The sequence below is a fragment of the Lysinibacillus sp. CTST325 genome, from assembly GCF_054665055.1.
Map to the genome: position 1 here is coordinate 12,826 of NZ_BAAFHO010000009.1, position 23,783 is coordinate 36,608.

Genomic DNA, 23,783 nt, shown 5'->3' on the forward strand with positions numbered 1-23,783 from the left:
GTTCTCATACAATATGAGACGCACCCATTACACGCGACGACGTTTTGGCGGGCGGCAACCATTATGAGGAACTGGAGTAACGTCTTTAATAGCAGTTACATCTAAACCAGCAGCTTGAAGTGCACGAATTGCAGCTTCACGACCTGCACCAGGACCTTTAACAGTTACTTCCAACGTTTTCAGACCATGTTCAAGGGATGCTTTAGCAGCAGTTTCTGCAGCCATTTGAGCAGCGAATGGTGTAGATTTACGTGAACCACGGAAACCAAGAGCACCAGCACTTGACCAAGATACAGCGTTACCTTGCATATCTGTAATCGTTACGATTGTATTGTTGAATGTAGAACGAATGTGTGCAATACCAGATTCGATATTCTTTTTCACACGACGTTTACGAGTTTGTTGTTTACGAGCCATGTTAAGAAGGAACCTCCTTTACTGATTATTTTTTCTTGTTCGCTACTGTTTTACGAGGACCTTTACGCGTACGCGCATTGTTCTTCGTATTTTGACCACGAACAGGTAAACCACGACGGTGACGGATACCACGGAATGAACCGATTTCCATCAGACGTTTGATATTTAATGAAGTTTCGCGACGTAAGTCACCTTCAAGTTTGTATGTGTCTAATTGTTCACGGATTTTGTTTAACTCATCTTCAGTTAAGTCGCGTACGCGTGTATCTTCTGAAATACCTGCGTCAGCTAATACTTTCTGAGCTGTAGTTTTACCAATACCGTAAATGTAAGTTAATGAAATTACCACGCGTTTGTCGCGAGGAATGTCAACACCAGCAATACGTGCCATGTACGTTGTGCACCTCCTTTAGAATTAACCTTGTTTTTGTTTGTGTTTAGGATTTTCACAAATTACCATTACTTTACCGCGTCGGCGAATTACTTTACATTTTTCGCAGATCGGTTTTACAGATGGTCTTACTTTCATCTCAACCTAACCTCCTTAGTAGTCCGGAGCGCAAAAGATTATTTAAAACGGTATGTGATACGACCGCGAGTTAAATCATAAGGAGATAACTCGATAGTAACCTTATCTCCAGGTAGAATACGGATAAAGTGCATACGAATCTTACCAGAAACGTGTGCTAGAATCACATGTCCATTTTCTAATTCTACCTTAAACATCGCGTTTGGCAAAGTCTCAACAACTGTCCCTTCGACTTCAATTACATCATCTTTCGCCATCTACTCTGTCTCCTCTCTATATGCAAATTAAAGTTCTCATCGTTACATCAAACGGATATCTGCTGCAACTATAGAAGCAACCTCGTTTCAACATATGTTTGGATTGTATGAGAGATGTTTGAAAGACGCTCGTCTGGTTTCGCTTCACACAATCCACGGAACATACAGAACCATTAAGGGCACTGAACCTCCCATGTTTACACGAATACCGGAATGTCTTTGATGAGATATTCATACCCGTTACACAGATGCTTCCACGAAACCCATTATACTCTTTCAAAAGTAATGTTGCACTTTTTAAAAGAAATATATACCGGGCACAATATGCTTTTGCAACTCTCAAAAAATTATGTTTCGTTGTTGCTCCCGCATGCCTCCCGCGGAAGCAGTATTCTGCGCCCGGAGCCGGGTATCAGCTGCGGCTGCCCTGTAATAGAGCATCAAGATCAGCAAACACTTTGTTAATATCTTGCTGTCCATCTATATTTGTTAACACATCTTTACCTTCATAGTAGTCAAGTAAAGGTTGTGCTTGTTTCATATTTACTTCCAGACGGTTTGCAACCGTTTCAGGATTATCATCCGCACGTGTATAAAGCTCGCCACCATCTTTATCACATTTTCCTTCCTCAGCTGGAGGATTGAAAATCAGATGATAAGATGTGCCACAAGTTTTACAAATACGACGACCTGATAGACGAGCAACTAACTCATCTTTTTCAACTTGGATGTTAATTGTATGTTCAATAGCTTTACCAAGATCAGCAAGGATGCTGTCTAAAGCTTCAGCTTGAGGAACAGTACGTGGGAATCCATCTAATAAGAAGCCCTTTTCACAATCATGTTTAGCAAGTCGTTCACGAACAATACCAATCGTTACTTCATCCGGTACAAGAGCACCTTGATCCATAAACGATTTAGCTTGCAAGCCTAGTTCTGTACCATCTTTAATAGCGGCACGGAACATATCGCCTGTAGAAATATGAGGAATCGCGTACTTCTCAACAATTTTATCTGCCTGAGTACCTTTACCAGCACCTGGCAGACCCATTAAAACGATATTCATACGGAAATATTCCTCCCACAAAAGGTTTGCTGATTTCAGGAAACGATGGAACGTTCCCTAAAAACCAACATTACTTCATAAAGCCTTTGTAGTGACGTTTAACAAGTTGAGATTCTAGCTGTTTCATCGTTTCCAGCGCTACGCCGACTACGATAATAATACTAGTACCACCGATTTGCACTGTGGCAGGTAGATTCATAAAGTTTATGATTATAATCGGCATTGCTGAAATAACAGTTAAGAAAATCGCACCGACAAATGTCAGACGATATAACACGCTTGTTAAATACGTTTGCGTACTTTCACCAGGACGAATACCCGGGATGTAAGCACCTTGCTTTTTCAAGTTATCTGCCACATTTTCTGGATTCACTTGTACGAATGCATAGAAATATGTGAACGCGATGATCAATGCGATGTAAACAACCATCCCAACAGGTTTTGTATAATCAAACGTGTGTTGAATGAATGTTGATATAGCACCATCACCAAATAATGGAGCGATCGTACGTGGTGCCATCATAAACGCTGATGCAAAGATTACCGGAATAACCCCTGCAGCATTTACTTTTAACGGCAAATGCGTTTGTTGAGCACCAGTTTGTTGATTGCGTCCAGTAACTCGTTTTGCATATTGAATTGGAATTTTACGTAACGCTTGTTGCACGTAAATAACGCCAACAACAACTGCAAGCAAGACTAAAACAAGTAAACCAAGAATCACTAGATTGATAAATAGTTTATCTCCAGCACCCTCGATTTGCTGTGCATAGATTTGGTTAATGCCATTCGGTAATGCCGCAACGATACCTGCGAAAATTACAACAGAAATACCATTCCCAACACCATGCGCAGTAATTTGTTCAGCAAGCCATACTAGGAATGCTGTACCCGCTGTTAATACAATAGAAATCGTAACATATGTTAAAATTCCTTCTTCTTTAATCAATGATCCGCCGTACATTCTGTTAAAACCAAATGACATTGCGAATGATTGGATAAAAGCAAGAACAATTGTAAAGTAACGAGTAAATTGAGCAAGTTTACGTCTTCCGACTTCACCTTGCTTTGCCCACTCAGCAAATTTCGGTACTACGTCCATTTGCAATAACTGAACAATGATTGAAGCAGTGATGTAAGGCATAATTCCCATCGCAAAGATAGAGAAGTTTTTCAAAGCACCACCGCCAAAAGTATTTAGGAAACCAACGAGATTGAACTCATCAGTTGCCTTTAATACATTAGCGTCAACGTTTGGTACCGGTACAAACGTACCAATACGGAAAACGATTAACATTAAAAGAGTGAAAATGATTTTATTTCGTATATCTCGAACACGCATAAAGTTAGAGATCGTCTGAAACATTAAATCACCTCAGTAGTTCCGCCGGCATTCTCGATTGCTTCTTTAGCTGAAGCTGAGAATTTATGAGCTTTTACTGTAAGCTTTTTATCAAGAGTTCCGTTTCCAAGAACTTTAATTCCAGCTTTTTCATTGCTCACTAAACCTGTTTCAAGTAATAATGCAGCTGTTACCTCTGCACCATCTTCAAAACGATTTAATGTGTCAAGATTAACGATCGCGTACTCTTTACGGTTAATGTTAGTAAAGCCGCGTTTCGGTAAACGACGGAATAAAGGGTTTTGACCACCTTCGAATCCTGGGCGTACACCGCCGCCAGAACGAGAGTTTTGACCTTTATGACCTCTACCTGCAGTTTTACCGTTACCAGAACCGATACCGCGACCTACGCGGTTACGTACTTTACGGGATCCTTCTGCTGGTTTTAACTCATGAAGTTTCATATTGGATGGCACCTCCTTGTTCGTTAATTAAAAATTAGTTTTCTTTTACAGTAACTAAGTGAGCTACTACATCAATCATACCGCGAGTTGCTGCATTGTCAGCTTTCTCAACAGTTTGGTTTAATTTACGTAAACCTAGAGCTTCAACAGTTTTACGTTGTGCTGGTTTAGAACCAATCACAGATTTTGTAAGGGTGATTTCTAATTTGTTAGCCATTATCTTTCCCCCCTTATCCTAATATTTCTTCCACTGATTTACCACGTAATTTAGCTACGTCCTCTACGCGTTTTAATTCAGTTAAACCTTGAATAGTTGCACGCACCATATTGATTGGTGTGTTAGTTCCAAGTGATTTTGAAAGAATATCAGTAATACCAGCAAGTTCTAGTACGGCACGTACTGGACCACCAGCGATAACTCCTGTACCAGGAGCAGCAGGTTTAATTAGGATTTCTCCTGCACCAAAGCGACCTTGCACTAAGTGTGGAGTTGTTCCACCTACGCGTGGCACTTCGATTAAGTTTTTCTTCGCATCTTCAACAGCTTTACGGATAGCATCTGGCACCTCTTGAGCTTTACCAGTACCGAAACCAACGTGACCGTTTTTATCGCCAACTACAACTAATGCTGTGAAGCGGAAGCGACGTCCACCTTTAACAACTTTAGCAACACGGTTAATAGTAACTACGCGTTCTTCAAGTTCTCCAAGTTTGTTTGCGTCAATTCGACTCATGAAATGTGTCCCTCCTTTTTATTAAAATTGTAAACCGTTCTCACGTGCAGCTTCAGCTAAAGCTTTTACACGTCCATGATATAAGTAACCACCACGGTCAAATACTACAGCAGTAATATTTTTTTCCGTAGCGCGTTTTGCGATTGATTCACCGACTTTAGTTGCAGCATCAACATTGCTACCAGCACCTTCAAAACCATTTTCTTGAGAAGATGCGCTAACGATTGTTACGCCTGCTACGTCATCGATAAGTTGAGCGTAGATGTTCTTGTTAGAACGGAATACGTTTAAGCGTGGACGCTCAGCAGTACCCGAAATTTTAGAACGTACGCGTGCATGACGTTTTTTACGAACCTGATTTTTATCTTGTTTCGTAATCACAAGGGTCACTCCTTTCTAATGCTTAAGCAGCATTATTTACCTGTTTTACCTTCTTTACGACGAACGTATTCGCCTTCATAACGGATACCTTTACCTTTGTAAGGCTCTGGTGGACGCACGTCACGGATGTTAGATGCAAGAGCACCAACACGTTCTTTGCTGATACCTTTAACGATGATCTTAGTGTTTGAAGGAACTTCAACTTCTAGACCATCTTCAGGTGTGAACTCAACTGGATGTGAATAACCTACGTTAAGAACAAGTTTTTTACCTTGTAATTGCGCACGGTAACCAACACCGATAAGTTCTAATGATTTTTCGAAACCTGCAGAAACACCAGTAATCATGTTCGCTAATAGCGCACGAGTTGTACCGTGGTTTGTGCGGTGTTCTTTTGAATCAGAAGGACGAGATACAGTGATTACGTTACCTTCTTGCTCAATTTTCATATCTTGGTGGAAAGAACGAACAAGTTCGCCTTTAGGACCTTTAACGGTAACTGAGTTGTCAGCTGCAACAGTAACAGTTACGTTAGCTGGTACCTCGATAATTTTTTTACCTACACGAGACATTTAGTTGCACCTCCATTCATTTATTGCTAATTACCAAACGTATGCTAGAACTTCGCCGCCAACTTGTTTAGCGCGAGCTTCTTTATCTGTTAATAAACCTTGTGAAGTTGACACTAAAGCGATACCAAGACCGTTCAGTACTTTAGGCACTTCATTTGTTTTTGCATATACTCGTAGACCAGGTTTAGAAATACGTTTTAAACCAGTGATAACGCGCTCGTTATCTTTACCGTATTTTAAGAAGATACGGATGATACCTTGTTTGTTGTCTTCCACGTATTCTACGTCACGTACGAAACCTTCACGCTTTAAAATTTCAGCGATTTCTTTTTTCACGTTGGAAGCTGGTACTTCTAACTTCTCGTGACGAACCATGTTCGCATTACGAATGCGAGTAAGCATATCTGCAATCGGATCAGTCATTGTCATTACATTTACCTCCTTCCCAAATTAGGGGATTACCAGCTGGCTTTTTTCACGCCAGGAATTTGTCCCTTATATGCAAGTTCTCGGAAACAAATACGGCAAAGTTTAAATTTGCGATATACAGAGTGTGGACGACCACAGCGTTCACAACGTGTATATTCTTGCACTTTAAACTTTTGCTTACGTTGTTGTTTAACGATCATAGATTTTTTAGCCACGTTTTCGCCCTCCTTGTTTAAATTACTTTTGGAACGGCATACCGAATTGTGTCAATAACTCGCGAGCTTCTTCATCAGAATTCGCTGTCGTTACGATCACGATGTCCATACCGCGTACTTTTGAAACTTTATCGTAATCGATTTCTGGGAAAATTAATTGCTCTTTAACACCTAAAGTGTAGTTACCGCGACCATCGAATGCTTTTTTAGAAACACCACGGAAGTCACGTACACGAGGTAGTGAAATTGAGATTAATTTGTCCAAGAATTCATACATACGCTCACCGCGTAATGTAACTTTAGCACCGATAGGCATACCTTCACGTAGACGGAAACCTGCGATCGATTTTTTCGCCTTAGTTACAACTGGTTTTTGACCAGTGATAATTGTTAATTCTTCTACAGCTGCATCTAATGCTTTTGAGTTTTGAACTGCATCACCAACACCCATGTTGATAACGATTTTCTCAACTTTCGGCAATTGCATAACTGATTTATATCCAAACTTGCTCATAAGAGCAGGAGAAACTTCATTTAAATATTTTTCTTTTAGGCGGCTCATTTGTGTACCTCCCTTCTTCTATAGAAATTAGTCGATTACTGCACCTGATTTTTTTGCAACACGAACTTTTTTACCGTTTTCGATTTTATAACCTACACGAGTCGGCTCGCCAGATTTAGGATCGATTAGCATTACGTTCGAAACGTGAATTGCAGCCTCTTGGCTAACAATTCCACCTTGTGGATTCAATTGGTTAGGTTTTACGTGTTTTTTCACGATGTTCACACCTTCAACAAGAACGCGATCTTGTTTAGGGTAAGCAGCAAGAATAACGCCTTCTTTGCCTTTATCCTTACCAGTGATAACCTTAACCTTGTCACCTTTTTTTACATGCATGCTGTCGCACCTCCTTGATTGGCACTATCATGAAATTAAAGAACTTCTGGAGCTAGAGAAACGATTTTCATGAAGTTGCTGTCACGTAATTCACGTGCAACAGGTCCGAAAATACGAGTTCCGCGTGGTGATTTATCATCACGAATAATTACACAAGCATTTTCATCAAATTTGATGTACGTACCATCTTTACGACGTACGCCTGATTTAGTACGAACGATAACAGCTTTAACAACGTCACCCTTCTTAACAACGCCACCTGGTGTTGCTTTCTTAACTGTACAAACAACGATATCACCGATGTTAGCAGTTTTACGGCCAGAGCCACCAAGGACTTTAATTGTAAGAACTTCACGTGCACCTGAGTTGTCAGCAACTTTCATACGACTTTCTTGTTGGATCACTTAGGTTACCTCCCTTCGGAAATTGGTTGTTCCGAAATAGTTATTAAATAATAACCGCTTTTTCTACAACTTCAACTAGACGGAAACGTTTAGTAGCTGATAGCGGGCGAGTTTCCATGATACGTACGATATCACCGATTTTCGCTGTGTTTAACTCATCATGAGCCTTAAACTTTTTAGAGTATTTTACACGTTTGCCATAAAGCTTGTGCTTTTTGTGAGTTTCAACTAAAACAGAAATTGTTTTATCCATTTTATCTGAAACAACGCGGCCCGTGTAAACTTTGCGTTGATTACGCTCAGTCATACTTGAAAACCTCCTTTATCAGTTATTTGCACTGATTTCTCTTTCACGAATAACAGTTTTCATACGCGCGATTGCTTTACGCACTTCACGAATACGAGCTGTGTTTTCTAATTGACCAGTCGCCAATTGGAAGCGAAGGTTGAAAAGCTCTTCTTTCAGTGATTTCACTTTTAACTCTAATTCAGAAGTGGCAAGGTCACGGATTTCATTAGCTTTCATTAGATTCACCACCAGTTTCTTGACGTTTTACGATCTTACATTTAACAGGAAGCTTATGTGATGCTAAACGAAGTGCTTCACGTGCAACCTCTTCAGATACACCAGCGATTTCGAACATTACTTTTCCTGGTTTTACTACTGCAACCCAACCTTCAGGAGAACCTTTACCAGAACCCATGCGGACTTCTAGAGGTTTTTTAGTGTAAGGTTTGTGTGGGAAGATTTTAATCCAAACTTTACCGCCACGTTTCATGTAACGAGTCATCGCGATACGTGCAGATTCGATTTGACGGTTAGTGATCCAGCTAGCTGTTTGAGCTTGTAAGCCCCATTCGCCGAAAGATACTTCTTTACCGCCTTTCGCTTCGCCACGCATGTTTCCGCGGTGTTCACGACGGTATTTTACGCGTTTAGGCAATAACATATTATTTGCCTCCTTCCACAGATTTCTTCGTAGGAAGAACTTCACCACGGTAGATCCATACTTTAACGCCTAATTTACCGTAAGTAGTGTCAGCTTCTGCGTGTGCATAGTCGATGTCAGCACGTAGAGTATGAAGTGGAACAGTTCCTTCACTATAGTGTTCAGCACGCGCGATATCAGCGCCACCTAAACGACCAGATACTTGTGTTTTAATTCCTTTTGCACCAGCACGAATTGTGCGTTGGATCGCTTGCTTTTGCGCACGACGGAATGATACACGGTTTTCTAATTGACGAGCGATATTTTCAGCTACTAGACGAGCGTCAAGATCAGCACGTTTGATTTCGATAATGTTGATGTGTACACGTTTACCAGTTAAATCGCTAAGGTATTTACGAAGGTTTTCAACTTCAGAACCACCTTTACCGATTACCATACCTGGTTTCGCAGTGTGAATTGTAATGTTTACACGGTTTGCAGCGCGTTCGATTTCTACTTTAGAAACAGAAGCGTCTTTAAGAGCCGTTTCAATATATTTACGCACTTTGATGTCTTCGTGAAGTAGAGTTGCATAGTCTTTTTCAGCGTACCATTTTGACTCCCAGTCACGAATAATACCAACGCGTAGTCCTATTGGATGTACTTTTTGACCCACGGATTAACCCTCCTTCTTCTCAGATACCACTAGTGTGATGTGGCTTGTGCGTTTGTTAATTGCGCTTGCACGTCCTTGTGCACGTGGACGGAAACGTTTTAATGTTGGACCTTCATCAACGAAAACTTCAGAAACTACTAAAGAGTTGATGTCAAGATCGTAGTTGTGTTCAGCGTTAGCAACTGCAGATTTTAATACTTTTTCAACGACTGGAGACGCCGCTTTTGGAGTATGACGTAAAATTGCAACTGCCTCACCAACTTGCTTACCTCGAATTAAGTCTACAACTAGACGGACTTTACGAGGAGCAATGCGAACAGTACGAGCGATAGCTTTAGCTTGTGTCATTAGGATTTACCTCCTCTCAAAATTAGCGTCTTGTTTTCTTGTCGTCTGCACCGTGACCTTTGTAAGCACGTGTCGGTGCGAACTCACCAAGTTTATGGCCAACCATATCTTCTGTTACGTATACAGGAACGTGTTTACGTCCATCATAAACAGCAATCGTTAAACCGATGAAGTTCGGGAAGATTGTAGAACGGCGAGACCAAGTTTTAATAACTTGTTTTTTCTCAGAAGCCTCTTGCGCTTCCACTTTTTTCATTAAGTGGTCATCGACAAAAGGTCCTTTTTTCAAGCTGCGACCCATGTAGGAACCTCCCTCCGTGATTCCACCACGGCTCTCACATAGAACCGTAGTTTAACCACTTTATTTTTTACGACTACGGATGATGAATTTATCCGATTTGTTTTTCTTCTTGCGAGTTTTGTAACCAAGTGCTGGTTTACCCCAAGGAGTCATTGGTGATTTACGTCCGATTGGAGAACGTCCTTCACCACCGCCGTGTGGGTGATCGTTAGGGTTCATTACAGAACCACGAACTTCTGGGCGTTTACCTAACCAACGGCTACGACCTGCTTTACCGATGTGTACTAGTTCGTGTTGTTCGTTACCAACTTGACCGATTGTAGCGCGGCAAGTAGCTAACACTAAACGTACTTCACCAGATTGTAGACGAACGATTACGTATTTGTCTTCACGACCAAGTACTTGAGCAGAAGTACCTGCAGAACGTACTAATTGTCCACCTTTACCAGGTTTTAACTCGATGTTATGGATTGTAGTACCCATTGGAATGTTTGCTAATGGTAATGCGTTACCTACTTTAATATCAGCATCTGGACCAGATACGATTGTTTGACCAACCTCTAGACCTTTTGGTGCTAAGATGTAAGCTTTTGCTCCATCAGCGTAGTTGATTAATGCGATATTCGCAGAACGGTTTGGATCATATTCAATAGTAGCAACTTTAGCCGGAATGCCATCTTTTACACGTTTGAAATCGATAACACGGTATTGCTTCTTATGTCCACCGCCATGATGACGAACAGTGATTTTACCTTGGTTGTTACGACCAGCTTTGCGTTTAGTTGGTTCAAGCAATGATTTCTCAGGCTTGTTAGTTGTAATTTCCGCAAAGTCTAAAGACGTCATATTACGACGACCATTAGAGGTAGGTTTATACTTTTTAATCGCCATTGTGTTTCCCTCCTTCTTGATTGTTCAAATCATAAATCCATAAAGGATTACATTTCGAATAATTCGATTTCTTTGCTATCAGCAGTTAGTTTAACAATCGCTTTACGACGTTTGTTAGTGTAACCACCGTAACGGCCTACGCGTTTGAATTTACCTTTGTAGTTAAGAACGTTTACTTTCTCAACTGTTACACCAAAGATTTCTTCTACAGCGTCTTTTACTTGAGTTTTGTTAGCGCGAGTGTCTACTTCGAAAGTATACTTTTTCTCTGCCATAAGTTCTGAAGAACGCTCAGTAATGACCGGACGTTTTAAAATATCACGTGCTTCCATTATCCAAGCACCTCCTCAACTTTTTCTACTGCAGATTTTGTGAATACAACTTTTTCATGACCTAATAGATCAAGAACGTTGATTCCATTTGCAGTTAAAACTGTTACACCAGGGATGTTACGAGCAGATAATGCTACGTTTTCATCTAGGTCAGCAGTTACGAATAAAGATTTTTTCTCTAAAGAAAGATCTTTAAGGATTTTTGTGAATTCTTTTGTTTTTGGTGCTGCTAATGTAAGAGCATCAAGAACTAAGAAGTTTTGTTCTACGACTTTAGCTGATAAAGCTGATTTAAGAGCTAAGCGGCGAACTTTTTTTGGTAATTTATAAGAGTAGCTACGTGGAGTTGGACCGAATACGATACCACCACCGCGCCATTGTGGAGAACGGATAGAACCTTGACGAGCACGACCAGTTCCTTTTTGACGCCATGGTTTACGACCACCACCAGCAACTTCAGAACGGTTTTTAACCTTGTGATTACCTTGACGAAGAGAAGCGCGTTGTGCAACTACAGCGTCGAATAATACTGCTTCATTTGGCTCGATTCCAAAAATCGCATCGTTTAATTCGATTTCACCAACTGAAGCACCTGTTTGACTAAGTACAGATACTTTTGTCATTCCTGTTTCCTCCTTTCCTTAGGTGATTACTTAGCTTTAATTGCAGTTTTAACTGTAACTAGAGCTTTTTTAGAACCAGGAACATTACCTTTAACAAGTAGTAAGTTACGTTCCGCATCAACTTTCACGATTTCTAAGTTTTGGATTGTAACTACAGTGCCACCCATTTGACCAGGTAATTTCTTTTGTTTGAATACGCGGTTCGGAGCAACTGGACCCATTGAACCAGGACGACGGTGGTAACGAGAACCGTGGGCCATAGGACCACGAGATTGACCATGGCGTTTAATTACACCTTGGAAACCTTTACCTTTAGTAACACCTGTTACATCAATTACATCGCCTTCTGCGAAAATTTCTACTTTGACTTCTTGACCAACTTCGTATTCTCCAACGTTTACGTTGCGGAATTCACGGATGAAGCGCTTAGGAGCAGTGTTCGCTTTTGCTACGTGACCTTGTTCTGGTTTGTTAGAAAGCTTAACACGCTTGTCTTCGAAACCAACTTGGATTGCTTCGTAGCCGTCTGTTTCAACAGTTTTCTTTTGAAGTACTACGTTTGGAGTAGCTTCGATAACTGTTACCGGGATTAAATCGCCGTTTTCAGCGAAAACTTGTGTCATACCAATTTTTCTACCTAAGATTCCTTTAGCCATTTGTCACACCTCCTGTAAGTTTTAAAAAAGTTATATTTTTTACCATTAAAGTTTGATTTCAATATCAACGCCAGATGGTAAATCAAGTTTCATTAACGCATCAACAGTTTGTGGTGTTGGGTTAACGATATCGATCAGACGTTTATGCGTACGCATTTCGAATTGTTCACGAGAATCTTTATACTTGTGAACAGCACGAAGAATTGTGTACACAGACTTCTCAGTTGGAAGTGGAATCGGACCTGATACACTTGCACCTGAACGTTTTGCAGTTTCCACAATTTTCTCAGCAGACTGATCTAAAATACGGTGATCATACGCTTTTAAACGAATACGAATCTTTTGTTTTGCCATTATTTTCCCTCCTTCTCGCCTATTTTCTAGACATTCTCCACGAAAATTTTCCCACACACCGCCATGGCAAAGCGGCCGGGTGTGTCGGCAACCTCTCGTTTCATCGCAGTCAAAGACCAACATTCAACATTATACACAATAAAAAAAGAATAAGCAAGGCTTTTCGCTAAATTCTTTTAAATGTTGCAGATATTCTTACTACTAATATTTCTCGCTTATCTAAGCCGTTTACTAGTATATAAAATTTCAATGTACTTTGCAACACATAAGGCTATTATACTAACGTTTTCGGACATTTCTAACAATTAAGCGATGCCAATATGTAAAAAAAGCAGTCTCTACTATTTAGAAACCGCTCTTACTATTACTTTATAAAAAGAACACACATGCAATCCAGCCAAATATAATAAGTGGGATGTTAATAAAAATAAACGTTGGCACACATGTATCCCAAATGTGATTATGCTGTCCATCTACATTTAAACCTGCAGTAGGTCCAAGAGTAGAATCTGAAGCAGGAGAACCCGCATCACCTAAAGCACCTGCTGTACCTATTAGACAAATAATCGCCAAAGGACTCAATCCTAACCCTTGTGCAAGTGGAACGAATAAGGTCGCGATGATTGGTACCGTCGCAAAGGAAGATCCGATTCCCATCGTCACAATTAAACCAACGACCAACATAATAAATATAGCTAGACTCGTATTCCCTTGAAGAATGTTTATCGAACCATTAATTAAGCTATCTATATGACCTGTGGCGTTAATAACAGATGCAAAGCCATTTGCTGCGATCATAACGAAACCAATAAAGGCCATCATCTTCATTCCCTCAGAAAGAATCTCATCTGCTTCTTTCCATTTAAGTGCACCAGTGAAATACATAATCATTATGCCTGCAAAAGCACCTACAATCATCGAGTCCGTATAAATTTGTGCACATAGAGAGATAATTAAAGCCACAGTCGTAGAAACAATAACAAACTTACTAACATTAACATTTAAAGACTCTATCTCCACATCATTATTTTGGTATTGTCGAGGCTTTCGGTAAACGAAAAAGGCTACACATAACCCAATTAGCATCCCTAGAACAGGTATAGCCATTGCTACTGGTACATCACGTGAAGATACCTCCATACCAGCCTTAGATACTTGCGTAGAAACGATGTCTTGGAATATAGCTCCGAAGCCAGCAGGAACGAAACTATATGTCCCTATTAAACCAACAGCAATTAGTGTTGCGATAATTCGTCGATCAACTTCTAGCATATTTAAAACCTTTAAGAGTGGCGGTATTAATAATGGGATAAAGGCTATATGAATTGGAATTAAATTTTGTGAGAAAATAGACATCATAAAGATCAGTAAGAAGATTAAAACCTTTACTAAACCTTTTCGATTACTTGTCCCGTTTTTATTTAATATCTTTAAAATCCCTGCAATCATTAATTCAGGAATTCCTGTTTTTGAAATGGCGATAGCAAAACCACCAAGCAACCCATAGCTTAAAGCAATCGTTGCGCCTGCTCCTAATCCTTCTGTAAATGATTTTACAGTTGCTTCAATACCCATGCCGCTTGTTAGCCCCCCCGCAAAGGCACCCAACACAAGAGAAAGAACAACATTTATACGGAGCAAGCTTAATATTAACATGACAGCTACTGCCACAATTACTGCGTTCATTTCAACACTTCACTTTCGTACACTAGATTACTAATACGTTAAACTTTAACCGTCTAATAATTGAAAGTCAAGATATTTTTATACCCCTATAATAATCTTCCAAATTTAAACGACACAAAAAACAGTATGATCTTACATAATCATACTGTTTTAGATTTCTTCCTATTATAATGATCCACGAATGACTTTTTTATAATAGCCGACGGAAAGTATAGCGAAAATAGCGTATAACGCTATATAGCAGCTCATAGCAATCCATAATGGTGCAGTTAACTCTGAGCCGAATAAAAACCAACCTGACTTAACAGCAAAGTAACTATGAAGTAGCCCTATTATTAATGGAACACCAAAATTAAAGGCTTGTTTCATATATATACCTTTCATAATATCTTTTTCAGCGAAGCCAATCTTTCTTAATATCGTATAAGAACCTCGCTCCTCTTCAGCCTCAGACATTTGCTTAAAGTATAAAATACTACCTGTTGTCATTAAAAATGCTAAGCCTAAAAATGCTGCTGTAAATATCGTTATTCCTAATGTTTCAATATTCTCCTTACGCTCTTCTTCATAAGAGTGTATAAAGTTTTCGCCATTTGATTGCATATATAAATTCTCTGCTAGAGCTAAATCACTTTTATTCTTTAGATTTATAGTAGTTTGATTTTGCCACATATCAGGTACATCATGAGCAGCTAACTTTTCAAATAGTGCATCTGGAACTACAAAAATTGGCCCCCCCGGCCCAGAAGTCACAGTACCACTTATAATACTTTCATGTCGAACTTCTTTAACATGAAGCGTATCTTCGTTAGTCCCCTCTGGACCTCTTGGTGTGACAACTACATCACGATCCTTTTCAAGTGGAAACATCTCTGCCATATAACCACCATAGTTTGTTAATATAACATCATTATCCGAAACGGAAGCTTCAGGAACTAATTGTTGATAATCAGAAAGCGGAATTGTATAAATGATTCCTTCTAAACCAAAAAGGGGATTATCCTCATTTTGCTGACTTTCAGATAATAATTGTGTAAACGAAGCTGAAACGCTCTGTAATCGGTAATCTCTTTTATCAAAAGCAATATTATTTTCTTCTAGCTTCTTTAAAAATTCCTGGCCCTTATCTTCAAGTAATACATAATCTCCAGGTACTTGACTATATGCCGACGATTCTGATGAATAATACGAAATATAAGCTAAAGTTGTAACCCCAAGTGAAACACCCGTTAGGACCGTTATAAGCGTTAATGATTTCGCATTACCTTTCATACGATGCATAATCGGTGTTAACGCTAATACATCACGGACAGTTAGATGTCCATTTTTCTTAAGACGAATTGAATTCATAATAAATGCTACAGAGAAACGGAAAACAAGGAACGTTCCGCCAATGGTAGTTGCTAAAATAATAATCATATTAAGCATTAAATTACCCTGAGAGTTAATATCGAAAAGCTTAGTTGATGCATAGTAACCATATGCAATTAGCACAAGTCCAAAAAAACCAATAACCATTTGTAATGGGTTGAAACGCTTTACACGCTCATCTGCTTGCTTGGAAGCACTGAATAATGATAGTAATGATACGCGGTAAATCATCCAAGCCATTTGCACAAGTACAATGATTAGTAAAATGGCAAATACTACGATAGACTGCTGCAATGCCTCTGTACTAAATGTCATCGTCACAAGTGCCTCTTTTTCGAGTACCCGCAGTAATATCATTGCAAATAAGCGCGAACTAAAGAACCCTGCAAGCATACCTAAAACGATTGCTCCTACAAATAATAGAATACTTTCTACCGCTAATAAGCGTACGATAAGCCCCTTTGTCATCCCTATTAACTGATATAAACCTATTTCCTTACTACGACGCTTCATAAATAGATGGTTGGCATATAGGACAAAAAACAAGACAATAAAGTACAGCATATATGTTGCCGCAGCAAACCCCGCTTTGGCCGTACCGCTCTTGTCTACTGTAGCCAACACTTCAGCATTATTTTGCAATGTCACAAAAGAAAAATATAAAGTAACACTAAAAATAAGTGCGAAAAAATATAAATAATAATGCTTCATATTTTTCTTCATACTGCGTAGTACGAGTTTACTAAGACTCATAGCCGTCACCGCCTAGCACACTTTGCGTATGCATGATTTCTTGGAAAAATGCCTGTCTCGTTTTATCCCCTTTATATAGCTCACTATAAATAAGTCCGTCCTTCAAAAATAAAACACGGGTACAAAAACTCGCTGCTACCGCATCATGCGTAACCATCATAATCGTTGCTTTTTTTGATTCATTAATACTTTGTAGATTTTTCAAAAGTGCAGTGGCTGATTTTGAGTCAAGTGCCCCTGTAGGTTCATCAGCGAATACAAGCGACGGATTTGTAATCAGTGCACGAGCTGCTGATGTACGTTGCTTTTGACCACCTGATATTTCATTTGGATATTTATTTAAAATTTCATTAATACCTAATAAATGAGTAAGCTCTTTTACACGACTCTCTGCAACAGCCTTTGGTAGCCTACCTATAGCTAATGGTAGTAGTATATTTTCTTTTACCGTTAGCGTATCTAACAAATTATAATCTTGAAATATGAATCCTAATTGTTCGCGGCGGAAATTAGCTAATGCCTTCTCCTTCATACCACGTAAATTTTGACCATTTATTTCAATAACACCTTCTGTTGCAAAGTCAATTGAACACAAAACATTTAAAAGTGTTGTCTTCCCAGAGCCTGAAGGTCCCATAATACCAACAAATTCACCTTGATTAACTTCTAAGTCAATGCCCTTTAAAACCTCTTGGGCTGTTGATTTTTTGCCATATACTTTTTTTACTTTACGACCAATTAAAACTGCCACTTGTAAACGCCCCTTTCTATAGTTCAAGTGTACCCTGTCTTCTTCCCTGATTCGTGCGTTTTACATGACAATATAAAAAGGTAGGTGACAATTTCGTCATCTACCTGTTAGTTTGACATATTCATTTTGCAATGGAAAACGTAATGTAAATATCGAGCCTTCACCAACACTAGATTGGACAGTAATACGAACGCCGATTTTCTGCGCAACATTATGGGCTAAGTATAGACCCATACCTGTTGATTGTGCAGATTCTCTGCCGGCTGTCCCAGTATACGACTTATGAAAGATTCGAGGTAAATCCTCCTTACGAATGCCAATACCTGCATCTTTTATATGTAATAGTATTGCTCCTGTTACATCTACTTCCGTAAAAATCAATACTTCTGAATTTGCAGGACTATATTTAATAGCGTTGGACAGAATTTGTCGGATTATAAAGGCTAACCATTTACCATCCGTCATCACCGCCTCTGTTAACTCTGCTACATCGAAACCGATACCTTTTTCAATACACCATGCCTGCATAGCTCTTATTTCCTTATAGACCACAGTTCTTAACTCGATCTCTGTCATATAATTATCTTTTTCAATAGAAGCTAAACGCGTTTGATGCAGCTGCTGATCAACTAATAAATGTAGTCTTAACCACTCAGTCTCTAATTTACGACGTAGTGTCAAATCTTCTACGTGATCCAGCATTAAATTAATTGAAGTTAAAGGTGCCTTTACTTCATGAACCCACGCTAGGAGTTCATCCGAATATTCCTGCAGCTGTACCTTTGCTTGATTTAACTCTGTGTTCTTATCATAAAAAACATCTTCAATTTTCGTCAGGTATGCTGTTTGAAAAGGTGATAACGCCAAACTTTTGCTATGCACCTCATCGAGTTGACTTTCCACATTTCCCAGGAAATCCTTAAGCTGCCTTACTTCTAGTATATATCGCCAAATAAGAAAGATCATAAAACTAATAAGCGCACTAGTATTCATATACCAAATCGATATTCCCTCTAATCCAGCGTCTAAAGAAATTAAAACATTGATCATAACGATGATAAAAACGAAAAAGCTTATCCAAGCGAGGCGTTCTCTTAAAAATAAAATTAGCATTGTCACTCACGTCCCCTGTGTTACAGCCATATAACCAAGTCCTTTTTTAGTTAAAATCGGTTCTTGTAAACCTATATCCTCAAGTTTAGTACGTAATCGATTAACATTTACCGACAACGTATTATCATTAACAAAGCGCTCATCATCCCATAACTTTCTCATTAAATCATCTCTAGAAACTATTTGATCGGCCTTCTCCACTAAAATGCGTAAAATAAAGAGTTCATTTTTAGTTAATGAAGCAAGGTTACCCTCATACATAATTTCACTGCGTGCATAGTCAATGACTGCACCATTAAAACGTGTGACATCCATAGATTCTTCTATATAATCATATGTACGACGTAAAATGGCTTGTACCTTTGCAAGTAATACCTCCATATGGAAAGGCTTTTGTACAAAGTCATCGGCACCCATTTGCATTGCCATTACCATATCCATTGGGTGGTCTCGTGAAGATAGAAAGAGAATTGGCACTTTTGAGATATGACGTATTTCGCGACACCAATGAAAACCATCATAGGCTGGAAGCTGAATGTCAATCAATACAAGCTGTGGCTTCTGTTCAATAAAATCATCCATTACCTTTTGAAAATCTTTAGGACCTACAACCTGAAGCGACCACTGTGCAAAGCGTGTCTGAATCATTTCGAAAATCGATGGATCGTCTTCAATCAGCAATATTTTCATCTCCATATGTAAATTCTCCTTCCATGAAGTGTTCTTATGTATTAAATAGGCTAATCGTCATAACATGAGGTTGATTTCCCTCCGACTGGGGGCGTCCGATGAGCCGCTTGGGCCAACGGATGTTTTTTGCGCGAAAGCGTAGTGCTAACGCAGCGTCAGCAGCACGATGTTGGCCACGAAGGCGATATCGCAGGATGTGATGGTTTTAGCCTTTCGTTCCTCTATTGCTGATCCCCGAGGAGTCGCCCAGCCTTCACTCCAACCAACTTATATAGATCATACGTTTTTAACAAATATTATCCTAACTTTTTAAAGATGAATTATTAAACGGTTAATAGTAACTAAAAGGGGTGCGATTCTATACTCTACATGCTACACTGCCTTTTAGTTTCAACTTCTTTAAGCAGCTGTCCAAACATTTGTTGAAAGAAGTTAAAACTTCCGGCGGATGTCTCTGGTACTAGTTTTCACCTCTAGCGTTTTCGTAAAAAATCGATATTACCGCTTTTTGGTATTTCACCCATTATGTATACATAAAATAATCTAATTCAACTAAGATTACTAAATATTCTTTACATATTTTAACACAAAAAAACCAATCTGTAAGCGTCCCTACAGATTGGTTTGAAAAATTAGCTTGCGCTAAAATTATTTTTGGATAGAAGCAACTACGCCAGCGCCTACAGTACGGCCACCCTCACGGATAGAGAATTTAGTACCTTCTTCAAGAGCGATTGGAGCGATAAGTTCTACTGTCATTTCGATGTTATCGCCAGGCATTACCATTTCAACGCCTTCTGGTAAGTTACAGATACCTGTTACGTCAGTTGTACGGAAGTAGAACTGAGGACGGTAGTTAGAGAAGAATGGAGTATGACGGCCACCCTCTTCTTTTGATAAAACATAAACTTCAGCTTTGAAGTTAGTGTGTGGAGTGATTGAGCCTGGTTTAGCTAATACTTGACCACGTTGGATTTCTTCACGAGCTACACCACGAAGTAAAGCACCGATGTTGTCACCAGCTTCAGCGTAGTCTAATAATTTACGGAACATTTCTACACCAGTTACAGTTGTAGATTTAGCTTCTTCAGTGATACCGATGATTTCAATAACGTCACCAACTTTAACTTGACCACGTTCAACACGGCCAGTTGCAACTGTACCACGACCAGTGATAGAGAATACGTCCTCTACTGGCATCATGAATGGTTTGTCAGTTTGACGTTCTGGAGTTGGGATGTAAGAATCTACAGCGTCCATTAATTCAATGATTTTTTCTTCCCATTCTGCTTCACCTTCAAGAGCTTTAAGAGCAGAACCTTTGATTACAGGAAGATCATCACCTGGGAAGTCATATTCAGAAAGTAGGTCACGGATTTCCATTTCTACTAATTCTAATAATTCTTCGTCGTCAACCATATCACATTTGTTCATGAATACTACTAAGTATGGAACACCTACTTGACGAGATAAAAGGATGTGTTCACGAGTTTGTGGCATTGGGCCGTCAGCAGCAGATACTACTAAGATACCGCCGTCCATTTGTGCAGCACCAGTGATCATGTTTTTAACATAGTCAGCGTGTCCTGGGCAGTCAACGTGTGCATAGTGACGAGTATCAGTTTCATATTCTACGTGAGAAGTATTGATTGTGATACCACGTTCTTTTTCTTCTGGAGCGTTATCGATATCAGCGTATGATTTAGCTTCTCCACCCATTTTTTTAGAAAGAACTGTTGCGATAGCAGCAGTTAAAGTTGTTTTACCATGGTCAACGTGTCCGATTGTACCAATGTTAGCATGCGTTTTTGAACGGTCGAATTTTTCTTTAGCCATTAGAGATTGCCTCCTCAAAATTATATGTTTATATTTTTTAAAAATTTATAGAATGATTGCTGATGGCGAACGGGCCCATCCACCATCCCACAATCATAGCTTACAAATTAGTTATACTTTATGCAAGATGAAAATTCAATTATTCACCTTTATTTTTTTTAACGATTTCAGCAGCGATTGATTTTGGTACTTCTTCATAATGATCGAATGTCATTGAGAATACACCACGTCCTTGCGTTGCTGAACGAAGAGTTGTTGCATAACCAAACATTTCCGATAAAGGAACCATTGCGCGAACAACTTGAGAGTTACCGCGAGCTTCCATACCCTCAACGCGTCCGCGACGAGAAGTAATGTTACCCATGATATCACCAAGGTATTCTTCTGGAATTACAACTTCTACTTTCATCATTGGTTCTAAGATAACTGCATCACATTGTTTAGCAGCTTCTTTAAGAGCCATAGATGCAGCAATTTTGAACGCCATCTCATTCGAGTCAACGTCATGGTAAGAACCGAATACTAATTTCGCTTTAATGTCGATTAGTGGGTAACCAGCTACTACACCGCGGTCAAGAGAGTCACGAAGACCAGCTTCTACTGCAGGAATGTATTCACGAGGTACTACACCACCAACGATAGCGTTTTCGAATTCAAAGCCTTTACCTTCTTCATTTGGAGAGAACTCAATCGTTACGTCTCCGTATTGTCCACGACCACCAGATTGGCGAGTGAATTTACCTTGAACTTTTGCAGAGCTACGGAATGTTTCACGGTAAGATACCATTGGAGCACCTACGTTAGCTTCTACTTTAAATTCACGGCGCATACGGTCAACTAAGATATCAAGGTGAAGCTCACCCATACCTGAGATGATTGTTTGCCCAGTTTCTGTGTCAGTGTGAGCACGGAAAGTTGGATCCTCTTCTTGAAGTTTTTGTAAAGCTTGACCCATTTTATCTTGGTCAGCTTTTGACTTTGGTTCTACAGAAAGAGAAATTACTGGCTCAGGGAATTCCATTGATTCAAGAATAACTAGGTTTTTCTCGTCACATAGAGTATCACCAGTAGTAGTATCTTTAAGACCTACTGCTGCCGCGATGTCCCCAGCAAATACTTTAGAAATCTCTTCACGAGAGTTTGCGTGCATTTGTAGGATACGGCCTACGCGTTCACGTTTACCTTTAGAAGAGTTTTGTACGTATGAACCTGATTCTAAAGTTCCAGAATACACACGGAAGAAAGTTAATTTACCTACGAATGGGTCAGTCATAACTTTGAATGCAAGAGCTGAGAATGGCTCTTCATCTGAAGAATGACGTTCTAATTCCTCGTCACCATCAACATCAGTACCTTTGATTGCTGGTACATCTAATGGAGATGGTAAGTAATCAACTACTGCATTTAACATTGGGCGTACGCCTTTATGTTTGAATGCTGTACCACAGATTACTGGGTAAAATTCTACTGCGATCGTAGCACGACGGATAGCCGCTTTAAGTTCAGCAACAGAAATTTCTTCGCCTTCTAAATATTTTTCCATGATTTCTTCATCAACACTTGCAACAGCATCGATTAATTTTTCACGGTATTCTTCAGCTTGTGCGCGGTGTTCTTCAGGAATTTCACCTTCAGTTACTGCAGTACCTTTTTCGTCGCCGTAGAAAGTAGCTTTCATTTCAACTAAGTCAATGATTGCTGAGAACTGATCTTCAGCTCCGATAGGTAATTGGATAGGGTGAGCGTTAGCTTGTAAACGCTCGTGTAGAGTTCCTACAGAATATAGGAAATCTGCACCTGTTTTATCCATTTTGTTAATGAACACGATACGTGGAACGCCGTAAGTTGTAGCTTGACGCCATACTGTTTCAGTTTGAGGCTCAACACCAGATTGAGCATCAAGAACTGTTACAGCACCATCAAGTACGCGTAGTGAACGTTCAACTTCTACAGTGAAGTCTACGTGTCCAGGAGTATCGATGATGTTTACACGGTTGCCGTTCCATTGAGCTGTTGTCGCAGCAGAAGTGATTGTGATACCACGTTCTTGCTCTTGTTCCATCCAGTCCATTTGAGAAGCGCCTTCGTGAGTTTCACCGATTTTGTGAATCTTACCTGTGTAATAAAGGATACGCTCAGTAGTTGTTGTTTTACCAGCATCAATGTGAGCCATGATCCCAATATTACGAGTATTCTCTAGAGAGAATTCGCGTTTCATAAGGTATTTCTCCTTCCATATTGGGCTTATGCGATGTTTAGATTACCAACGGTAGTGAGCGAATGCTTTGTTCGCTTCTGCCATTTTGTGCATATCTTCACGTTTTTTAACTGATGCACCAGTGTTGTTAGAAGCATCAAGGATTTCGTTAGCTAAACGCTCTTCCATAGTTTTTTCACCACGAAGACGAGCATAGTTAACTAGGTAACGAAGACCTAAAGTTGTACGACGTTCTGGACGTACTTCTACTGGCACTTGGTAGTTAGAACCACCAACACGGCGAGCGCGTACTTCAAGAACTGGCATTACGTTATTTAGAGCAGCTTCGAATACTTCAATTGGATTTTGACCAGAACGTTCTTTAACTAGATCGAACGCACCGTATAAAATCTTTTGAGAAGTACCTCTTTTACCATCAACCATCATTTTATTAATTAAACGAGTTACTAGTTTTGAACTATAAATTGGATCTGGTAACACGTCACGTTTGGAAACAGGACCTTTACGAGGCATGTGTTTTCCTCCTTTCGAATAGTTATCGATTTAT

The 23,783-nt window shown here is 39.6% G+C and carries 35 protein-coding genes and 1 pseudogene; all 36 read right to left on the minus strand.

The window, feature by feature from the left end; genetic code table 11:
- Positions 1-27: 27 nt before the first annotated feature.
- Entirely contained in the window at positions 28-417 is a 390-nt protein-coding gene (gene rpsK, locus ACYQ73_RS18315; protein WP_053482801.1) for a 30S ribosomal protein S11, read from the minus strand.
- A 25-nt stretch (positions 418-442) separates the two neighbouring features.
- Complete coding sequence (gene rpsM / locus ACYQ73_RS18320; protein ID WP_053482802.1) at positions 443-808, minus strand: 30S ribosomal protein S13; 366 nt, start codon at positions 806-808, stop codon at positions 443-445.
- Between the two features lie 24 nt (positions 809-832).
- On the minus strand, positions 833-946 hold the full coding sequence (rpmJ, locus tag ACYQ73_RS18325; RefSeq protein ID WP_000868344.1) for a 50S ribosomal protein L36: 114 nt from the start codon (positions 944-946) through the stop codon (positions 833-835).
- Between the two features lie 38 nt (positions 947-984).
- The gene (gene infA / locus ACYQ73_RS18330) at positions 985-1,203 is read right to left on the minus strand and encodes a translation initiation factor IF-1 (protein WP_004233690.1); all 219 of its coding nucleotides are present in this window, start codon (positions 1,201-1,203) and stop codon (positions 985-987) included.
- 86 nt (positions 1,204-1,289) lie between these two features.
- Positions 1,290-1,367: pseudogene (locus tag ACYQ73_RS18335) on the minus strand (type I methionyl aminopeptidase); the annotation flags it as partial.
- Positions 1,368-1,615: 248 nt separating this feature from the next.
- On the minus strand, positions 1,616-2,269 hold the full coding sequence (locus ACYQ73_RS18340) for an adenylate kinase (RefSeq protein ID WP_460013804.1): 654 nt from the start codon (positions 2,267-2,269) through the stop codon (positions 1,616-1,618).
- A 70-nt stretch (positions 2,270-2,339) separates the two neighbouring features.
- Positions 2,340-3,635, minus strand: coding sequence for a preprotein translocase subunit SecY (secY, locus tag ACYQ73_RS18345; RefSeq protein ID WP_460013805.1), 1,296 nt, complete (start codon positions 3,633-3,635; stop codon positions 2,340-2,342).
- Entirely contained in the window at positions 3,635-4,075 is a 441-nt protein-coding gene (gene rplO, locus ACYQ73_RS18350) for a 50S ribosomal protein L15 (protein ID WP_427425614.1), read from the minus strand. The genes secY and rplO overlap by 1 nt, the downstream gene beginning before the upstream one ends.
- A 34-nt stretch (positions 4,076-4,109) precedes the next feature.
- A complete protein-coding gene (rpmD, locus tag ACYQ73_RS18355; protein WP_323654726.1) occupies positions 4,110-4,292 on the minus strand; it encodes a 50S ribosomal protein L30 in 183 nt (60 codons plus the stop codon).
- Between the two features lie 13 nt (positions 4,293-4,305).
- Positions 4,306-4,809 carry a 30S ribosomal protein S5 gene (rpsE, locus tag ACYQ73_RS18360; RefSeq protein ID WP_053482806.1) on the minus strand — a complete coding sequence of 168 codons (504 nt, stop codon included), beginning with the start codon at positions 4,807-4,809 and terminating at the stop codon, positions 4,306-4,308.
- A 21-nt stretch (positions 4,810-4,830) separates the two neighbouring features.
- Positions 4,831-5,190 carry a 50S ribosomal protein L18 gene (rplR, locus tag ACYQ73_RS18365; RefSeq protein WP_460013806.1) on the minus strand — a complete coding sequence of 120 codons (360 nt, stop codon included), beginning with the start codon at positions 5,188-5,190 and terminating at the stop codon, positions 4,831-4,833.
- A gap of 32 nt (positions 5,191-5,222) precedes the next feature.
- A complete protein-coding gene (gene rplF / locus ACYQ73_RS18370; protein WP_402931239.1) occupies positions 5,223-5,762 on the minus strand; it encodes a 50S ribosomal protein L6 in 540 nt (179 codons plus the stop codon).
- A 30-nt stretch (positions 5,763-5,792) separates the two neighbouring features.
- Positions 5,793-6,191 carry a 30S ribosomal protein S8 gene (rpsH, locus tag ACYQ73_RS18375; protein ID WP_008181717.1) on the minus strand — a complete coding sequence of 133 codons (399 nt, stop codon included), beginning with the start codon at positions 6,189-6,191 and terminating at the stop codon, positions 5,793-5,795.
- 29 nt (positions 6,192-6,220) lie between these two features.
- Complete coding sequence (locus tag ACYQ73_RS18380; protein ID WP_004233656.1) at positions 6,221-6,406, minus strand: type Z 30S ribosomal protein S14; 186 nt, start codon at positions 6,404-6,406, stop codon at positions 6,221-6,223.
- A 22-nt stretch (positions 6,407-6,428) separates the two neighbouring features.
- The gene (gene rplE / locus ACYQ73_RS18385; RefSeq protein WP_004233654.1) at positions 6,429-6,968 is read right to left on the minus strand and encodes a 50S ribosomal protein L5; all 540 of its coding nucleotides are present in this window, start codon (positions 6,966-6,968) and stop codon (positions 6,429-6,431) included.
- 27 nt (positions 6,969-6,995) lie between these two features.
- Positions 6,996-7,304, minus strand: coding sequence for a 50S ribosomal protein L24 (gene rplX / locus ACYQ73_RS18390; protein WP_053482809.1), 309 nt, complete (start codon positions 7,302-7,304; stop codon positions 6,996-6,998).
- Between the two features lie 35 nt (positions 7,305-7,339).
- On the minus strand, positions 7,340-7,708 hold the full coding sequence (gene rplN, locus ACYQ73_RS18395; RefSeq protein WP_004233650.1) for a 50S ribosomal protein L14: 369 nt from the start codon (positions 7,706-7,708) through the stop codon (positions 7,340-7,342).
- 43 nt (positions 7,709-7,751) lie between these two features.
- The gene (gene rpsQ / locus ACYQ73_RS18400) at positions 7,752-8,015 is read right to left on the minus strand and encodes a 30S ribosomal protein S17 (RefSeq protein ID WP_053482810.1); all 264 of its coding nucleotides are present in this window, start codon (positions 8,013-8,015) and stop codon (positions 7,752-7,754) included.
- 18 nt (positions 8,016-8,033) lie between these two features.
- Positions 8,034-8,234: a 50S ribosomal protein L29 gene (gene rpmC, locus ACYQ73_RS18405; RefSeq protein ID WP_049662852.1), complete on the minus strand. Its 201-nt coding sequence runs from the start codon at positions 8,232-8,234 to the stop codon at positions 8,034-8,036.
- Entirely contained in the window at positions 8,224-8,658 is a 435-nt protein-coding gene (gene rplP / locus ACYQ73_RS18410) for a 50S ribosomal protein L16 (RefSeq protein ID WP_054767906.1), read from the minus strand. The genes rpmC and rplP overlap by 11 nt, the downstream gene beginning before the upstream one ends.
- Before the next feature lies 1 nt (position 8,659).
- On the minus strand, positions 8,660-9,313 hold the full coding sequence (gene rpsC, locus ACYQ73_RS18415; protein ID WP_049662850.1) for a 30S ribosomal protein S3: 654 nt from the start codon (positions 9,311-9,313) through the stop codon (positions 8,660-8,662).
- Between the two features lie 3 nt (positions 9,314-9,316).
- Complete coding sequence (gene rplV, locus ACYQ73_RS18420) at positions 9,317-9,661, minus strand: 50S ribosomal protein L22 (protein ID WP_004233639.1); 345 nt, start codon at positions 9,659-9,661, stop codon at positions 9,317-9,319.
- Between the two features lie 22 nt (positions 9,662-9,683).
- Positions 9,684-9,962 carry a 30S ribosomal protein S19 gene (gene rpsS / locus ACYQ73_RS18425; protein ID WP_036151954.1) on the minus strand — a complete coding sequence of 93 codons (279 nt, stop codon included), beginning with the start codon at positions 9,960-9,962 and terminating at the stop codon, positions 9,684-9,686.
- A 60-nt stretch (positions 9,963-10,022) separates the two neighbouring features.
- Entirely contained in the window at positions 10,023-10,853 is an 831-nt protein-coding gene (gene rplB / locus ACYQ73_RS18430) for a 50S ribosomal protein L2 (RefSeq protein ID WP_036124661.1), read from the minus strand.
- A 47-nt stretch (positions 10,854-10,900) separates the two neighbouring features.
- Positions 10,901-11,185 carry a 50S ribosomal protein L23 gene (gene rplW, locus ACYQ73_RS18435; protein WP_053482811.1) on the minus strand — a complete coding sequence of 95 codons (285 nt, stop codon included), beginning with the start codon at positions 11,183-11,185 and terminating at the stop codon, positions 10,901-10,903.
- Positions 11,185-11,808 carry a 50S ribosomal protein L4 gene (gene rplD, locus ACYQ73_RS18440; RefSeq protein ID WP_012296062.1) on the minus strand — a complete coding sequence of 208 codons (624 nt, stop codon included), beginning with the start codon at positions 11,806-11,808 and terminating at the stop codon, positions 11,185-11,187. The genes rplW and rplD overlap by 1 nt, the downstream gene beginning before the upstream one ends.
- A 26-nt stretch (positions 11,809-11,834) precedes the next feature.
- Positions 11,835-12,464 (minus strand): 50S ribosomal protein L3, encoded by a 630-nt coding sequence (gene rplC / locus ACYQ73_RS18445; protein ID WP_286925569.1) that lies wholly within the window; start codon positions 12,462-12,464, stop codon positions 11,835-11,837.
- Positions 12,465-12,509: 45 nt separating this feature from the next.
- Positions 12,510-12,818: a 30S ribosomal protein S10 gene (rpsJ, locus tag ACYQ73_RS18450; protein WP_004233624.1), complete on the minus strand. Its 309-nt coding sequence runs from the start codon at positions 12,816-12,818 to the stop codon at positions 12,510-12,512.
- Between the two features lie 369 nt (positions 12,819-13,187).
- Positions 13,188-14,504, minus strand: coding sequence for a Na+/H+ antiporter family protein (locus ACYQ73_RS18455; protein ID WP_460013807.1), 1,317 nt, complete (start codon positions 14,502-14,504; stop codon positions 13,188-13,190).
- Positions 14,505-14,669: 165 nt separating this feature from the next.
- A complete protein-coding gene (locus ACYQ73_RS18460; protein WP_460013808.1) occupies positions 14,670-16,628 on the minus strand; it encodes an FtsX-like permease family protein in 1,959 nt (652 codons plus the stop codon).
- Complete coding sequence (locus ACYQ73_RS18465) at positions 16,618-17,379, minus strand: ABC transporter ATP-binding protein (RefSeq protein WP_460013809.1); 762 nt, start codon at positions 17,377-17,379, stop codon at positions 16,618-16,620. The genes ACYQ73_RS18460 and ACYQ73_RS18465 overlap by 11 nt, the downstream gene beginning before the upstream one ends.
- A gap of 96 nt (positions 17,380-17,475) precedes the next feature.
- The gene (locus ACYQ73_RS18470) at positions 17,476-18,492 is read right to left on the minus strand and encodes a sensor histidine kinase (RefSeq protein WP_460013928.1); all 1,017 of its coding nucleotides are present in this window, start codon (positions 18,490-18,492) and stop codon (positions 17,476-17,478) included.
- Between the two features lie 6 nt (positions 18,493-18,498).
- Positions 18,499-19,182 (minus strand): response regulator, encoded by a 684-nt coding sequence (locus tag ACYQ73_RS18475; RefSeq protein WP_460013929.1) that lies wholly within the window; start codon positions 19,180-19,182, stop codon positions 18,499-18,501.
- A gap of 648 nt (positions 19,183-19,830) precedes the next feature.
- Positions 19,831-21,018: an elongation factor Tu gene (gene tuf, locus ACYQ73_RS18480; protein ID WP_142509903.1), complete on the minus strand. Its 1,188-nt coding sequence runs from the start codon at positions 21,016-21,018 to the stop codon at positions 19,831-19,833.
- A 139-nt stretch (positions 21,019-21,157) separates the two neighbouring features.
- Positions 21,158-23,236, minus strand: a complete 2,079-nt coding sequence (gene fusA, locus ACYQ73_RS18485; protein WP_460013810.1) for an elongation factor G — start codon at positions 23,234-23,236, stop codon at positions 21,158-21,160.
- 42 nt (positions 23,237-23,278) lie between these two features.
- Positions 23,279-23,749, minus strand: coding sequence for a 30S ribosomal protein S7 (gene rpsG / locus ACYQ73_RS18490; protein ID WP_132362681.1), 471 nt, complete (start codon positions 23,747-23,749; stop codon positions 23,279-23,281).
- Positions 23,750-23,783: the final 34 nt, after the last annotated feature.